Raw genomic sequence first — 14820 nt, forward strand, 5'->3', positions numbered from 1 at the left:
GCGGGACGCGTCGCTGTCCGACTGTCCTCCGAGAACGAGTTCGAACGCAGTTCGACAGACCGGGTCGTCACTCCCGACCGACGGTCGCTCGCGCGAGGTCCAGCGCTCCGTCCAGGCCGAGGGGACCGTGGTCGGCGAGGGCCTCGGTGTACGCCGCGACGGCGTCGTCGGTGACCTCGACGCCAGCCCGGTCGAGCAGTTTCCGCGCGCCGCTGGTCCCGGTCGACGCGCCGAACACGAGTCGTCGTTCGCCGCCGAACCGTTCGGGGTCGTACGCCTCCATCGTCGCCGGGTCGCTGAGCATCGCCGTCGTGTGGATGGCGGACTCGTGCTCGCTGACGGTCTCGCCGAGAACGGCCCGCCGGTCGTCCCACTCCTCCCCGAGCGTCTCCAGCACCTGGCGGCAGGTCGGTATCAGGGCGGACTCGTCCACGCCGAAGTCGACGGTTGCGTCGACGCCCGCGGCCACGACGACCGACTCCAGGGGGCTGTTGCCCGCCCGTTCGCCGAGGCCCGCGACGCTCACGTCGGCCTTCCCGACGCCGGCGTCGGCCGCCGCGAGGACGTTCGCCGTCGCGCAGTCGAGGTCGTCGTGGAAGTGGACGCCGACGCGGCCGAGGTCGACGGCCTCGCCGAGCGTGTCGAGGTACTCGCGGACGCTGCGGGGCGTCCGCGCCCCGACGGTGTCCGCGAGCGTGAGATACTCCACCTCCGGAATCGCCTCCTCGACGGCGAGGACGTCCTCGGCAGGTGTCCGGAAGGCGTCGGCCAGCGTGACGTGCGCCGTCCCGCCGCGGTCGTGGACGTGTTCGACGGCCCCCGCGAGCATCTCGTGCATCTCCTCGCGGGTCTTCCCAAGTAGCCGGTCGAGGTGGCGGTCGGACACCGAGACGAACAGTTCGACGACGTCGGCGTCCGTGTCGAGGACGGCGTCGACGTCGCGGTCCAGCGCCCGTGCGAGACCGATGACTTCGGCGTCCGTCGTCCCGGCGAGTTCCGAGAGGACCCGCTGGTCCGTCTCGCCCGTCGCCGGGAACCCCGCCTGGACGTAGTCGAGTCCCAGGTCGTCGAGCGCCCGCGCACAGGTCAGTTTCTGGTCGGCGGTGAACTCTCGCCCCGGTAGCTGGTCGCCCTCCCGGAGCGTCACGTCCGAGAGGCGCATCAGACGACGCCCTCCGACTCCAGGTCGGCGAGTTCGGACTCCGAGAGGCCGAGTTCCCCCCGGTACACCTCCTCGTTGTGCTCGCCGTGTCGCGGGCCGAGGAACTCCACCTCGCCGGGCGTCCGCGAGAACTTCGGGATGGGCGCGAACGTCGTGAGGGGACCGACGTCGGGGTCGTCGACCTCCACGAAGTCCTCGCGCGCCCGGAACTGCTCGTCGTGGAAGATGTCCTCCATGTCGTAGACGGGGCCGACGATGGCGTCGTGGGCCTCCAGCACCTCGATGGCCTCCTCGGTCGTCCGCTGGCGCGTCCACTCCGCTATCTCGGCGTCCAGCGCCTCGACGTTCTCGACGCGGGTCTCGTTGTCCTCGAACCGCGGGTCGTCGACGAGGTGTGGTTTGTCGATGGCGCGGGCGACCCGCTCCCATATCTTCTGGTTCGAGGCGGACATCGTCATGTAGCCGTCCGCGGTCTCGTAGATGTTCCGCGGGGCGGTGCTGGAGTGTCGATTCCCGTTGCGCTCGCTGACGTACTCCATGCGGTCGTACGCCTCGACCGCGCCGAAGAACAGTCGCCAGAGCGGTTCGGTGAGCGAGACGTCGATGACCTGTCCCTCGCCGCTTCCGCCGCGCCCGACGTCGCGTTCGAAGATGGCCATCATCGTCGACTGGAGGGCGAACTGCGCCGCCGTCAGGTCGGCGAGGCTGATGGGCGGGAGGAGCGGTTCGCTGTCGGCGAACCCGTTCGCGTGCGCCCACCCGGAGATGCCCTCGGCGACGGTGCCGAACCCCGGTTTCTCCGACTTCGGTCCGGTCTGACCGTACCCCGACAGTCGGACCATGATGGCCCGCTCGTTGACCTCGTGGACGTCGTCCGGGCCGAGTCCCCACCGCTCCATCGTCCCCGGTCGGAAGTTCTCGAAGACCACGTCGGCGTCCGCGACGAGTTCGAGCGCGAGGTCGCGGCCCCGGTCGGCGCTCAGGTCGAGCGTGATGCAGCGCTTGTTGCGCCCCAGGGACTTCCAGGAGAGCGACTCGCCGTCCTCGGTCTTCTGGGGCCACTCCCGGATGGGGTCGCCCACCTCCGGGTGTTCGACCATCACCACGTCCGCCCCGAAGTCGCCCATCATCGTCGTCGCGAAGGCCCCGCTGATCATCCCCGACATGTCGATGACACGGAGACCGTCGAGCGGTCCCTGCCGTTCTCGTGCACTCGTCGTCTCCTCGTTCATCGTCTCCTCGTACCTCCCTCCAGCGGAAAAGCAGTTCCACCGACCAGTGTCGGGCGTTTATAAGTCATCGTCGTCGGTAACGTGTGTGTCTGTCTCACGGTGGTCGCGTCGGTCGTCATTCGTCGGTCGTGGTCTCGCGTCGGTCCAGTTCCTCGAGGACGGCGTCCGTCTCCACGACGTCGCCGTACTTCGCGTCGATGTCGAACAGGTTCGCCCGGTGTGGCCCCTCTGCCCGGTCGCCGACGGCGTCGGCCGGGACGATCGTCCGGTAGCCGTGCTGGAGGCTGTCGACGGCCGTCGCGCGGATGCACCCGCTCGTCGTCACGCCCGCGAGGACGAGCGTGTCGACGCGGTCGGTCGTCAGTTCGGTCGCCAGGTCGGTGCCGAAGAAGGCGCTCGCGTACTTCTTGAGGACGACGCGCTCGTCGTCTCGGGGTTCGATTCGCTCGTCGACGGCGACGCGGTCGGTCCCGAGGCGGAGTTCGCGCAGCGCCGGCACCTTCTCGACGAACACGCCCGCGTCGCCGTACGACTCCTCGTAGGCGACGGTCGTGAAGTAGCGTGGAAGGTCAGCCTCGCGGAACGCCGTCAGCAGTCGCGCCGCCTGTGCGACCACGTCGTCGACGTCCGACCCGAGGTTCGACGACGGGTCCGTGAACGCCTCGATGAGGTCGACGACGACCAGTGCCGGTCGCTCGCCGAAGCCGACGCTGCTCGCGAACTCGCGGTTCGCGTACAGTTCCTCCGTGTCGTCGATCCAGTCCATCGGTGGTCTTCTCGGGGGGTGGTGAAGGCTGTTCGGTCGCGGGCGGTGCGCCGGCTCAGCGCCGCTCGAACTCGCGGCGCTCCTCGGCGATGTCCTCGGCGAGGTCGTCGTACTCGGGCAACGGGCCGTAGTCGAACTCTCCGGGCTCCTGACGGGACGAGCGGAGCGTCTCGCGCCGGTCGGCCGTCGCGTCCTCGTCGACGTTCCCGTCGTCGAGGACGACGCCGTAGGACTCGCGAGCCGCGTCCTCGGTGACGAGTCCACGCCGGACCTCCTCGGCGACCACCGACGGGTCCCGGTCGAGTGGGTCGCCGAGTCCGCCGCCGCCCGCGGTCCGGAAGACGAGTCGGTCGCCGGCCTCGACGGCGACGTTCTCCACCTTCGAGGGGAGCGACTCTTCGGTCCCGTCGGTCCGAATCAGCGTCTTCTCGCTGGTCTGGCCGTGGGTTCCGCCGTCGACGCCCCACGGGTACGTGTGCGCCCGGTCGTCCTGGAACGTGATCGCGCCGTCCTCCTCGAAGGTGTACACCTTCGTGATGCCGTGGCCGCCCCGGAACTCGCCGGGACCGCCCGTGTCCTCGCGCGTGCTGTACTCGTCGATGGTCAGCGGGTAGTACGCCTCCTGGTACTCGGCGGGGACGGTCCGGAACAGCGGCCACCACGAGTGGCCGTCCAGCCCGTCGCCACCGGGACGTGCGGGAATCCCGCCGTAGAGGATCTCGAGCATCTGGAACTGGTTCCCGTCCGAGTCCGTCCCGGCGTACACGAGGTTCGGCGAGGTGCCGTAGCTCCCGGCGACGGAGAACTGGTCGATGAGCTTCGAGAACGTCGCCTGGAGCACGTCGAACTGCCGCGCCATCATCGGCAGGCGGTTGCCGAGCGCGGCTGGGTACTCCGGTTGGACGACGGTCCCCTCGGGGAGCGTCACCTCGAACAGGTCGTAGTACCCGTCGTTGAACGTCAACAGCGGGTCGAACGCCATGATGAGGAAGACGCCGGTGAACATCTTGAACATCTTCTCGTTGAGCAGGAAGTTGACCGTCCCCGGCACCTGCTCGTCGGTGCCCGTCCAGTCGAGGTACACCGTCTCTCCCTCGCGGTAGATCTCCAGGTGGAGTTTGATGGGGCCGTTGCCCATCCCGTCGTCGTCGACGTAGTCCTCGAACGTGTAGCGCTCGCCTTCGGGGACGAACTCCTCGATGAGGTCTATCATCCCGTCGCGCGTCCGGTCGAGGATGGCGTCACACGCGTCGAGATACGTCTCCCTCCCGAAGCGGTCGCAGAGTTCCTGGACACGCTCTTCGGCCGTCTTCGTGCCCGCGGCGAGCGCCTTGATGTCGGCCTCGGCGTGCTCCGGGAGGCGGGTGTTGTGCGCGAACGTCGCCAGCAGTTCCTCGTCCAGGTCGCCGGCCTCGTACAGTTTCACCGGTGGGAGGCGCACCCCCTCCTCGAACACCGTCGTCGCCTGGACGGGCATGCTCCCGGGGGTCTTCCCGCCGACGTCCATCAGGTTCCCCCACTGACTGGAGAAGCCCACGCGCTCGCCCTCGTAGAAGATGGGACGGAGCAACAGCATGTCCGGGGTGTGCGAGACGGCACCCGCACAGGAGTACGGGTCGTTGGTGGCGACGACGTCGCCCTCCTCCAGGTCGTCCCAGTCGAACGATGCGTTCTCGATGATGGTGTCGATGGCCGACCCGAACTGTCCCATCACCATCCGGCCGTGGCGGTCGGCGATGAGCGGGAACTGGTCGGACTGCTCGCGGATGACCGGCGAGATGGCCGTCGTCTCCAGCACGCGGTCCATCTCGTAGCGGGTGTTCTCCAGCGTGCTCTCGATGATGTCGAGCGTCGTCGGGTCGACGTCGTGGTCGCCGACGAACTCGGGCGTCTCGGAACTCATCGTCCCTCACCTCGTTCGACCGCGAGGTTGCCGTAGCGGTCGACGGTCGCCACGTGGTCGGGTTGGACCACGACCGTCGAGTCGTCGCCAGTGACGATGGCGGGACCCGGTACCTCGTTCCCCGGTCGCAACGCCGTCCGGTCGTAGATGGTCGTGTCGCGGTAGGCGTCGTCGAAGTAGACGTCGTGGCTCCCGGTGACGGCGTCGCTAGCGTCGGCCTCACCCGGTTCCTCCGCTTCGATTTCGACGCCCTGTACCGCCCCCTTGCCGACGACCCGCAGGTTGGCTATCTCGAGGGGCGCGTCGAGCGAGAAGCCGAACTGCTGGTCGTGCCTCGCCTCGAAGTCGCCCTTTATCTCGGCCAGACCGGTCTCCCGTCGGAGTTCGTCGGCGTCGACCGGGATGGACATCTGGATGTCCTGGCGGTAGTACCGGCAGTCGGCGTAGTAGTCGAACGTGCGGTCCGCCTCGTCGACGCCCTCCGAGGCCAGCCAGTCGGCGGCCGCCTCGCGAATCGTCTCCAGTTCCTCGAAGACGTCCTCGCCGGTCACCTCGTCGTCGGTCCGGAGGTACGTCTCGGAGAACTCGTTCTGGACGTCCGAGGTGAGGAAGCCGAACGCCGACATCACGCCCGGGCCGGGCGGGACGATGAGCGGGTAGGCGCCCATCACGTCTGCGAGGGCGTTGGCGTGCATCGGGCCCGCCCCACCGAAGGCGACGAGACCGAACTCGCGGGGGTCGTACCCGCGTTCGACCGACACCACCCGCAGCGCGCTGTACATGTTCTCGTTGACGATGTCGAGGATCGCCTGTGCCGCCTCCTCGACGGACGTGCCGCGTTCCTCGGCGATACTCTCGACGACGTCGCGGGCGGCCTCTCGGTCGAGTTCCATCCGGCCACCTAGCTGGACCGACGGCGGGATGCGCCCGAGGGCGACGTTAGCGTCGGTCACCGTCGGCTCCTCGCCGCCGAGGCCGTAACAGGCGGGCCCGGGGTCCGCCCCCGCGCTCTCGGGACCCACCTGCAACGACCCGCTGAGCTGGACGCGGGCGATGGAGCCCCCGCCCGCGCCGACCGTGTTGACGTCGACGGCGCGGGACTTGAACTCCCGATAGCCGACCTTCGTCTGGCGCGTCGTCCCCGGTTCCCCGCCCTCGACGAGCGAGACGTCCGTCGAGGTCCCACCCATGTCGAGGGTCAGGACGTCCGGGACGCCCGCCGCCTCGGCGATGGTCGCTGCCCCGACGACGCCGCCGCTCGGTCCGGACAGTGCGAGTTCGACCGGTCGGTGTTTCGCCGCCTCGGTACTCATCAGGCCGCCGTCAGAGCGCACCACGTTCATCGTCGCCGTCGACCCCGCCGATTCGAGCGACGACCGCAGGTCGTCGAGGTAGCCGATGACCTGCGGCCGGGCGTAGTCGTTGATGACCGTCGTCAGCGTCCGTTCGTACTCGCCGTACTCCGGGACGATTTCGGACGATATCGACACCGGGAGGTCCGGGGCCTCCTCGGCGACGATGTCGCGAATCCGCCGTTCGTGCGTCGGGTTGAGATACGAGTTGAGCAGGGCGACGGTCAGCGCCTCCACTCCCGCGTCGCGCAACTCGCCGACCGCCTCGCGGACGCCGGCCTCGTCGAGCGGTTCTGCGACAGTCCCGTCCGGTGCGCTGATGGCTCCGTCGACGCCACGCGTGTCGACGAGGTCGGCCAGCGGGTCGGGTTTCTCCATGCCCATCCACCCGTAGAGCGGGCCGGGCGTCCAGGCCCGTGCGAGGTGGAGGACGTCCTCGTGTCCGGCCGTCGTGAGGAGTCCCACTCGCGACCCGGTCTCTTCGAGGAGCATGTTCGTCACCACCGTCGTCCCGTGGAACAGCAGGTCGAGCGCCGCCACGTCGGTCCCCGCCTTCTCCACCGCCGATTCGATGCCGTCGACGACGCCCGTCGACGGGTTCTCCGGCGTCGACAGGACCTTGTCGACCGTGAGTTCGTTCGTGGCCTCGTCGAACACGACGACGTCCGTGAAGGTCCCACCGACGTCTACTCCGAGATTATGTGTCATATGGTATCGTATGGCTAGACGCTCCACGTCCCTCGGCGTAAGCGTTCTCCCAACTTCTGTCGGGGGTTTATGTGCCCTCACCGGTGGGCTCCGTCCCGTCGACCCGAGATCCGCCAGTCAGGACCCGGTGACGCGCCCGACGCCCGACCGCTCGCCCTCGCGTTCGACGGGTCGGCAGTGACGTCGCTGGTGGACTGCCTCCCGCAGCGGTCGGCGTCTCGACGGCGTTCTCCATCGTCCGGTGGTCACTCCCGTCTGCTCCCGGCCGGATGCGCTCTCGCTCGGCGGACGGTGGCGAACGGAGGGACGGGATGACTGTCCGCGAAGTCGTGTCGGATTCCGGCGTTCTCTGCCGGACCTACGGATGACTGTCTGCCCCTCGGCGGGGTAATCGTCCCTTTTCCGACTATGTACTCGCTACTGCGAGAGTAACTAACGGCGTTCGACGACCTGTCCCTACGATGACATCTGAACTCCCGGGTAGTCCTACTGCCCGGACCGTACCGGACGCTCGTCGCGACGGGCCGAGGCGGAGTTTCTACGACCTGTTCGGAACGCTCCGGTTCGAGGTGCGGGGCGAGGGCGGCCGGTCGACCGCACAGTTTCGCGAGATGTTCCGGGCGTTCGAGACTCCTGCGCCGACTCGGCCGCCGGACGTCGTCGTCGAACGGACGACCGAGGAGGTGGACTGCACGTCGATACTGGGTGGACCGACCGACCACTACGGCTGGACCGGGGACGCGTTCGTCGTCCGGAACGGAGACGAGCACATGCGCGTCGAACCGGGATGGGACCACATCTGGGTCACGCCGGACTGGGAACCGTTCTACGCGGTCTATCCCGTCGAGTTCCGACTCAGGCAGCGACTGGTCGAGGAGGGTCGCGCGCTGGTCCACGCCGCCGGGGTAAGACACGACGGGCGGACGACGCTGTTTCCCGCGTGGCGTGGCGCGGGGAAGACGAACACCACGTTCGCCTTGCTCCGAGAGGGGGCCGAGTTCCTCGCCGACGACCGGCTCTGGGTCGGCGCGGACGGTACCGCACGGGGCTACCCGCTCGCGGTCAACCTCCACCCCCGGAACGCGCGGTCGTTCTCGGGCGTCGAACTGCAGTACGACGGCCTCCAGAGCCGACTGCGGGCGTCCGTCGACCAGCGGATACAGAATCGGTTCGGAGACGGCGACGCCCTGGTCGACACCGCGCTCAGCTATCTCAGCAGCCGATTCGTGGGGGAGTCGGTTCGATACCTCCGCGACGTGCGGTCCCTGTTCCCGCGAGCGACGTCCGTCGACGAGGCGCCTATCGACGATACGGTGCTCCTCGCGACCGACCCGAACGCGAGCGACGTCACCGTCGAACGCGTCTCCGACCGGGAGATGCTGGCGGCGCTACGGGCTATCGCCTACTACGAGTGGAACGAGCGCCTGGGGGAGTACTTCCACGCCTACGACGCGCTGGTCCCGGGTGGGTCGGCCGTGGACGAACTCCACCGGGTCGTCGACGCCGAGACGCGTGTGCTCCAGGAGTCGCTCGACGGCGTCGGGACCTACCGCGTGACGCTTCCCCGGGCGGCGGACTGGAGCGAGAACGACCTCGGCCGGGCGGTGGTGCGCGCGGTCGAGTCGCTCGGTCGGCCGACGGCGACGCCCTGATTTGGGGGTCGTCCCGGCGAATCGTCCGGCCGTGCCGAGGGAACGAGCCGGTTCGCTCGCGGTCGATCGGCAAGCCGCGTGCCCCGGCTACCGGAACGTTCAGCCGTCGTCGGACCCGCGTTCGACGACCTCGTAGAGCGTCTCCCGGTCGTCGAAGTACGCTGGCGCGTCGTGCTCGGCCTCGAAGCGGACCACTCGCTCCAGGGCATCCTGCGGGTCGTTCTCTCCCTCCCGGAGGTCCTCGGCGAGTTCGGTGTAACCCGACGCGAGCCGCTGGAACAGTCGAATCCGCGTTTCGGTCGCCTCGACCTCCGCCTGCCGCTCTTCGAGGCGGGCCTCGTGGCGTTCGACGCTCCCGACGTCGACCGCGTCGTTTCCGGGACTGTCCGTCGAGTTCGGTCCCGTCGGACCGTCCGTCTCGTCGGCCGGCCGCCCGAGACGCGACCTGATGTCCGCCATCTCGTCGTCGATGTCGTCGAGCAGCGCGTCGGCCTCCTCGGTCATCGTCTCGACCGACCCGAACAGCAGTCCGGCCTGTATCCGGCAGTACTCGACGACCTCCTCGACGGCTGGCGAGGACCGGTTCATACCGACCGACCGGCCCCGCCGCGGAAGTCAGTTCCGTCGGCGGCCGAGGCGTCGGGTCGACGCGACCGCCGGCGCGGCCTCCTCGCTCCCGCGACTACGGAGCAGCGACCAGGAGAACGTCTCGCGTTACGCGGCGTCTACGGACGAGGTCGCCGTTCCACCAGGCGTTGCCGCCTGTCGCCGTCGCCTTCGCCGCCGTCGGAGCGCCCAGAGGACGATGACCACTCCCTCGATGCGGGCGACGGTGTACACCCACGGTTTTATCTCCACGTCCTCGCCGTCCTCGACGGCGTAGCCCATCCAGAAGTCCACCATCTTCCGGGGGAACAGTACCCCGACGAGACCGAACAGCACCCAGAGCCCCATCATCGAGACCGCTTCGCCGGCGACCCGATTAACTGTTGCCCGACCGTCACTACTGCTGGTCAGTCGGCGGTTCCGAGGTGCCGTCGTGTCGTGGCCACGTTCCGGCACGGACGGGCACTGTAAACCACCGGGTATCCCCGTGGTCACTGTTAACCCCGAACCGGCCGAGGCTCCGCCAGCTACGTGGGCACGCGCCCCGTTGTCGGACCACAGCCATGTCACGTGAACACGAGGCAGACGGGAGCGAAGGGGTAGCGTCGGACATCGTCGAGAAACACCGGTCGACCGCCGAAGCGGCCGTCCCGGAGGAGGAGTACGGCCTCCTCGTCGGGGGCGAGTGGCGGCAGTCGGCCGACACCGAGACGATGGAGACACTCGACGCGACGACCGGCGAGGTGCTCGCCCGCATCCAGCGCGGGACGGCCGAGGACGTCGACCGGGCGGTGGCGGCCGCCCGCGAGGCGTTCGAGGGCCGCTGGGGCCAGCAGTCGCCCAGACAGCGCTCGGACCTGCTGTTCGAGGTGGCCGACGCGCTGGACGAGGAGAAGCTTCGAATCGCCCGCATCGACAGCCTGGAGATGGGCAAGCCCAACCAGCACTCGGCGTTCGTGGACGCGGAGATCATGGTCGAGCAGTTCCGCTTCTTCGCGAGTCTCGTCCGCAGCGCCGACGAGGGCGGGCTTCCGCCGATGGGAAGCGACAAACTCGCGTACACGAAACGGGAGCCACACGGCGTCGTCGGCCAGATCAGCGCGTGGAACTTCCCCGCGATGTTCGTCGGCTGGAAGATGGCTCCGGCGCTCGCCGCCGGCAACACGGTCGTGTTCAAACCCTCCTCGCGGGCGGCGCTCTCGACGCTCGAAATCGCCTCCGTCGTCGACTCGGTGCTCCCGGCCGGGACGGTCAACGTCGTCACCGGGCCGGGGAGCGAGGTGGGCGACGCCATCACCTCCCACGAGGACGTCGACAAGGCGTCGCTCACCGGGTCGACGCAGGCCGGGACGTACGTGATGCAGAACGCCGCCGAGACCATCACGCCCGTCTCGCTCGAACTCGGCGGGAAGAGCCCGAACGTCGTCTTCCCGGACGCCGACCTGGAGAAGGCCGTCGAGGGCACGGTCCTCAGCATCTGGTTCAACCAGGGCGAGCAGTGTACCGCCGGGTCCCGACTGTTCCTCCACGAGGACGTCTACGACGAGTTCCTCGACCGGTTCGTCGAGCGGACCGAGAACCTCGCGGTGGGCGACCCGCTCGACGCGACGACCGACGTCGGCCCGCTCGTCGACCACGACCACCGCGAGGAGGTGCTCTCGTACGTCGACACGGCGGAGGCGGAGGGGGCGACGGTGCGCTACGGTGGCGGGACCCCCGACGACTCGTCGCTCGACGGCGCGCCGTTCGTCGAACCGACCGTCCTCGAAGGCGTCGAGAACGACGACACGGTGGCGTGCGAGGAGGTGTTCGGTCCGGTCCTCTCGGTCATCCGATGGTCCGACGAGGAGGAGATGATCGAACAGGCGAACGACACGCGGTACGGCCTGGCGTCGGGCGTCTGGACCGAGAACGTGGAGACGGCCCACCGGGTCGCGGACCGACTGGAGGCCGGGACGGTGTGGGTCAACACCTACAACGACCTGTTCGAACCGGTCCCCCACGGCGGGTTCAAGCAGTCGGGGCTCGGCCGCGAACTCGCCCGAGAGACGTTCGAGGAGTACACGCAGACGAAGTCCGTGATGATGAACTTCGGGGACCTCCCCCGGATGGGCTGACCGCACTCGCACGGTTCCCGTAGTGGCTCGTCGGTCGCCGTCGGTGACGTGACACTCGCCACCGAGTTCTAGCGATGCGAATACTTTTCCCGGTGAGTGTCTAGCAGTTCCCATGGTTCACAGCCGAACACTCGCCGCCCTGGTCGTTCTCTCGGTTCTCCTGACGTTCCGGCTGGACAGGCGCTCGTGGTGTCCGGACTGTGAGCAGACCTACGTGCAGTCGGCGGTCAGGCAACGGTGCGGATTCTGTCGGTTCTGACGGGCGTCATCGGTCCGGTCCTCGACCCGAACGAAATCGGACGTGAGGAGGCGTTTTACGCACGCTCGTCGTACTCTACCCGGTGGGATGGCGACCGACGACTACCGACCGGACACCCGACGACTCGCAGCCCTGAGCGACGGCGTGTTCGCCATCGCCATCACGATACTCGTCCTGAGTATCGACCTCCCGTCCGGCTCGGACGCGGGCCCGGTGACGGTCGAGATGGTCGCCCGCGAGTGGCGCGACGCGGTCAGCTACGTCCTCAGTTTCCTCGTCGTCGGTAACTTCTGGACCGAACACCGGCACGTCTTCGACCACGCTACGCACCACACGCGCGACGTCGAGTGGCTCAACATCCTGTTCCTCATGGCGATCGCCTTCCTCCCGTTTCCGACGTCGCTGCTGGGCGACTACGGCGGGCTGGTGCCGGTCGTGTTCTACGCTGCGGTGATGACGACGACGGGACTCCTCCTCTACGCGCTCTGGTGGGTCGTCGCCCGCAACGAGGCGTTCTTCGAGGAGGAGCTGGCCCCCGAACGCGTCCGCTACGACAGGCTCCGCTTCCTCCTCTACCCGTCCGTGTTCGGCGTCTCCATCCCGGTGGCGCTGTTCGTCTCGCTGGACCTCGTCTACGTCTGCTGGGGGTCGCTGTTCGTGTTGACGCCGCTGTTACAGCGCCGACTGCTCGCAGACGGCGGTGAGACGCTCCCGGGCGGGCGATAACTGGGGTGTACGCTCTCGGCGGAACGCTCGAACCCTCGATAGTTAGGCTCGGGGTCTATTGACGTGCCCGTCGTCGACCAATCCGGCACGCAGGCGGTGATGGTCGGCCTTCCCGTTCATCACGACTGCCTGTAGCCGCTTCCGGCAGGGGGATACAGCGGCGCGCTGACGGTACCGATGGACGGGGCTTCACGTCGGTATTCGGTGTCCATCGACCCGTTTCACCTCGCCGCGTCCCCCTGTCTTCGACATCGCCCACGAGCGGCGCGTGGGATTCAGTCCCGGCAGGTCCAGTGCCGGCAGGTCCGGCCTCGACGGGTCGGGGTGTGACGGGGAGCAGCGTGACGAACCACACGATGACGAACGGTATCGCGACGAAAAGGGCGAGTGGACCTCTGTCGGTGGTCGAGGGGCTTCGCGAGAGGCCATCACCCGGTCCAGACGTTCGAGTGAACGCAAAAATACCTGATGGCCGTGGCGTCCGTGGTACGCGTGACCGCACGCGGCGCGTCCCGGTGCCGGTCCGCTCACCGCGCCGTGTCGTACTCCCGTGGCTACACGTGTAGTGACAAGGACTGTATCGTCAGTGGCACAGTATCGAACTGCGGGCTTCGTGAAGGGCTCGCAGAGCGTGTGGCACTACGGACCCCGCTGACACTCTTACAGCGGGCCTCTCTTTCGTGTGGTCTCTCACGGTGAGTCGCTACGAGCAGGTTCCCGTTACCGAACGTTACCCTCGCTCGCTACGGGACGCGGCGGTCGTCGCGTTCCTGGCTCCCAACGCCCTGGCGCGGCGGTCCGTCGTAGAGGCAGGAGAAGTGTTCGTCGCAGAGCCGGAGCGTCGCCTCGTCGACCCGGTAGTCGACCTTGCAGACCCGTCTGCCGTCGACATCCTCGCAGTACGGTTTCCACTCCGGGAGTGCGTAGAACCCGTCGCGGTCGCAGAACGCACAGCCAACCGTCGTCTCCCAGTTTCCGCGGCCGAGGCTGCGGCCGAACTCCCGCTCCTCACAGCGGAAACACAGCCCACCGAGTTCCCTGCCCAGCGCCGTGTCGACGACGGCCCGGTTGTAGCCCGCCTGCAGTCCGCAGTCGATACACTCCGTCACCGACTCGTCCCCTAGCATCCCACCGCCTCGCTCGTGTGCCCGCTCATTCTGCCTCGGGAGAACTACTACGACGGATTAACGTTGCGGGCTTCACTCATTGAGTCGGGAGAAGAGGCGGTCGAGGGGACCTGCTCCACCGTTCCGACGGTCCCGGTCGCACTCGTCCTCGGAAAGCGGCGTCTGCCGAACGTCCGACTCTCGTCAGACTCCCCTAGAAACCCCTCTATTTCCACTGGAGATACACGTACGGCGTGGGTGGTCGGAGACGGCCCGATTGATATCGTCGGGTCGCCAGTTCCCGACATGGACGACTCCGCGCCCGAGTTCGTGAGCGACCCCGACGCCGCGTTCGCGGCCGTCGCCGACCCGACGCGCGTCGACGTCCTCCGGGCGCTGGCCGAACACGTCCGGGAGACGGGCGAGCAGGTCTGCCGGTTCTCGACGCTCCGGAAGCGTGCGGGCGTCGAGGACCCCGGTCGCTTCCGCTACCACCTCGAGGAACTCCGCGGCCACTTCGTCGAGAAGGTCGACGACGGCTACCGATTCACCTACGCGGGCGGCGAGATCGTGGGTGCCATCCTCGCCGGTCGCTACACCGACCACGAGCGCCTGGGACCGACGCCGCTCGACGGCCAGTGCAGCGTCTGCGGCGAGGACATCGCCGGGCGGTACGAGCAGGGCCGCATCGAGGTCGACTGCGAGGCGGGGCACCAACTGTTGAGCTGGCCGCTGCCGCCGAACGCGGCCACCCACGCGACCGTCGCCGAACTCGCCGGGGTGGCGACGAGCCTCGTCCTCCACGCGGTCGACCTGTCGCTGCAGGGCCACTGCCCCCGGTGCTACGGGCCGACGACGGCGCGAATCGAACCGTCCGACGAGGGGGAGATGCCACAGTTCCGGGCCGCCTGTGACACCTGTGCGGGACTGGTCGTCGGCCCCGCCTGGTTCGCGCTCACCGTCCATCCGACGGTCGAGGCGTTCTACCACGACCACGACCGGCCCATCCGCGAGGCGATGCTGTGGGAACTCGCGCACGTCGACTACGAGGCGACGCCCGCCGACGGCGAGGGCGTGGTCCGTCTCTCCGCACGACTGGACGACGAGGTGCTCCACGCCGTCCTCGCCGAGACGGGTGCGGTGCTCTCGACGCGGGTCGAGCCCGTCGAGTAGGTGACAGTCCGTTTATAGAAGAGCCGTTCGCCAAACCCTCATCTACCGGTCCGTGCAT

The 14820-nt window shown here is 68.3% G+C and carries 12 protein-coding genes; 4 read left to right on the forward strand and 8 right to left on the reverse strand.

Translation table 11 applies throughout. The features are described from left to right. Nucleotides 1–67: 67 nt before the first annotated feature. The 5 genes from MX571_RS07780 to MX571_RS07800 form a co-directional block, all read right to left on the reverse strand. Nucleotides 68–1162, reverse strand: coding sequence for a LeuA family protein (locus MX571_RS07780; protein ID WP_247415205.1), 1095 nt, complete (start codon nt 1160–1162; stop codon nt 68–70). Beyond that, nucleotides 1162–2394 (reverse strand): CaiB/BaiF CoA transferase family protein, encoded by a 1233-nt coding sequence (locus MX571_RS07785; protein WP_247415207.1) that lies wholly within the window; start codon nt 2392–2394, stop codon nt 1162–1164. The genes MX571_RS07780 and MX571_RS07785 overlap by 1 nt, the downstream gene beginning before the upstream one ends. 115 nt (nt 2395–2509) lie before the next feature. Then, the gene (locus tag MX571_RS07790) at nt 2510–3160 is read right to left on the reverse strand and encodes an isochorismatase family protein (RefSeq protein ID WP_247415209.1); all 651 of its coding nucleotides are present in this window, start codon (nt 3158–3160) and stop codon (nt 2510–2512) included. A 55-nt stretch (nt 3161–3215) separates the two neighbouring features. Further along, nucleotides 3216–5063 carry a hydantoinase B/oxoprolinase family protein gene (locus tag MX571_RS07795; protein WP_247415211.1) on the reverse strand — a complete coding sequence of 616 codons (1848 nt, stop codon included), beginning with the start codon at nt 5061–5063 and terminating at the stop codon, nt 3216–3218. Beyond that, nucleotides 5060–7123, reverse strand: a complete 2064-nt coding sequence (locus tag MX571_RS07800) for a hydantoinase/oxoprolinase family protein (protein WP_247415213.1) — start codon at nt 7121–7123, stop codon at nt 5060–5062. The genes MX571_RS07795 and MX571_RS07800 overlap by 4 nt, the downstream gene beginning before the upstream one ends. 461 nt (nt 7124–7584) lie before the next feature. Here MX571_RS07800 and MX571_RS07805 point away from each other — a divergent pair, with 461 nt between their 5' ends. Further along, entirely contained in the window at nt 7585–8775 is a 1191-nt protein-coding gene (locus MX571_RS07805) for a hypothetical protein (protein ID WP_247415215.1), read from the forward strand. Nucleotides 8776–8874: 99 nt separating this feature from the next. Here MX571_RS07805 and MX571_RS07810 read toward each other — a convergent pair whose 3' ends face one another. Next, nucleotides 8875–9363: a hypothetical protein gene (locus tag MX571_RS07810; protein ID WP_247415217.1), complete on the reverse strand. Its 489-nt coding sequence runs from the start codon at nt 9361–9363 to the stop codon at nt 8875–8877. Between the two features lie 126 nt (nt 9364–9489). Beyond that, nucleotides 9490–9732 (reverse strand): DUF6199 family natural product biosynthesis protein, encoded by a 243-nt coding sequence (locus MX571_RS07815; RefSeq protein WP_247415218.1) that lies wholly within the window; start codon nt 9730–9732, stop codon nt 9490–9492. Nucleotides 9733–9944: 212 nt separating this feature from the next. Here MX571_RS07815 and MX571_RS07820 point away from each other — a divergent pair, with 212 nt between their 5' ends. Continuing rightward, nucleotides 9945–11498 carry an aldehyde dehydrogenase family protein gene (locus tag MX571_RS07820; protein WP_247415220.1) on the forward strand — a complete coding sequence of 518 codons (1554 nt, stop codon included), beginning with the start codon at nt 9945–9947 and terminating at the stop codon, nt 11496–11498. Nucleotides 11499–11844: 346 nt separating this feature from the next. Further along, nucleotides 11845–12483, forward strand: coding sequence for a TMEM175 family protein (locus MX571_RS07825; protein WP_247415221.1), 639 nt, complete (start codon nt 11845–11847; stop codon nt 12481–12483). A gap of 743 nt (nt 12484–13226) precedes the next feature. Here the strand turns inward: MX571_RS07825 and MX571_RS07830 are convergent. Then, the gene (locus MX571_RS07830; RefSeq protein WP_247415224.1) at nt 13227–13610 is read right to left on the reverse strand and encodes a hypothetical protein; all 384 of its coding nucleotides are present in this window, start codon (nt 13608–13610) and stop codon (nt 13227–13229) included. Between the two features lie 285 nt (nt 13611–13895). On the opposite strand from MX571_RS07830, the gene MX571_RS07835 reads away from it, so the two are divergent. Further along, a complete protein-coding gene (locus tag MX571_RS07835; RefSeq protein ID WP_247415226.1) occupies nt 13896–14762 on the forward strand; it encodes a winged helix-turn-helix domain-containing protein in 867 nt (288 codons plus the stop codon). The last annotated feature ends 58 nt before the right edge of the window (nt 14763–14820 follow it).

This window comes from Halomarina salina, assembly GCF_023074835.1.
Taxonomy (GTDB): Archaea; Halobacteriota; Halobacteria; order Halobacteriales; family Haloarculaceae; genus Halomarina; species Halomarina salina.

What these genes read in the sequence shown, in the direction of transcription:
- MX571_RS07805 (WP_247415215.1), top strand. Translation starts at nt 7,585, where the DNA reads ATGACATCTGAACTCCCGGGTAGTCCTACTGCCCGGACCGTACCGGAC.
- MX571_RS07810 (WP_247415217.1), bottom strand. Translation starts at nt 9,363, where the DNA reads ATGAACCGGTCCTCGCCAGCCGTCGAGGAGGTCGTCGAGTACTGCCGG.
- MX571_RS07835 (WP_247415226.1), top strand. Translation starts at nt 13,896, where the DNA reads ATGGACGACTCCGCGCCCGAGTTCGTGAGCGACCCCGACGCCGCGTTC.
- MX571_RS07815 (WP_247415218.1), bottom strand. Translation starts at nt 9,732, where the DNA reads ATGATGGGGCTCTGGGTGCTGTTCGGTCTCGTCGGGGTACTGTTCCCC.
- MX571_RS07785 (WP_247415207.1), bottom strand. Translation starts at nt 2,394, where the DNA reads ATGAACGAGGAGACGACGAGTGCACGAGAACGGCAGGGACCGCTCGAC.
- MX571_RS07825 (WP_247415221.1), top strand. Translation starts at nt 11,845, where the DNA reads ATGGCGACCGACGACTACCGACCGGACACCCGACGACTCGCAGCCCTG.
- MX571_RS07780 (WP_247415205.1), bottom strand. Translation starts at nt 1,162, where the DNA reads ATGCGCCTCTCGGACGTGACGCTCCGGGAGGGCGACCAGCTACCGGGG.
- MX571_RS07795 (WP_247415211.1), bottom strand. Translation starts at nt 5,063, where the DNA reads ATGAGTTCCGAGACGCCCGAGTTCGTCGGCGACCACGACGTCGACCCG.
- MX571_RS07790 (WP_247415209.1), bottom strand. Translation starts at nt 3,160, where the DNA reads ATGGACTGGATCGACGACACGGAGGAACTGTACGCGAACCGCGAGTTC.
- MX571_RS07800 (WP_247415213.1), bottom strand. Translation starts at nt 7,123, where the DNA reads ATGACACATAATCTCGGAGTAGACGTCGGTGGGACCTTCACGGACGTC.
- MX571_RS07830 (WP_247415224.1), bottom strand. Translation starts at nt 13,610, where the DNA reads ATGCTAGGGGACGAGTCGGTGACGGAGTGTATCGACTGCGGACTGCAG.
- MX571_RS07820 (WP_247415220.1), top strand. Translation starts at nt 9,945, where the DNA reads ATGTCACGTGAACACGAGGCAGACGGGAGCGAAGGGGTAGCGTCGGAC.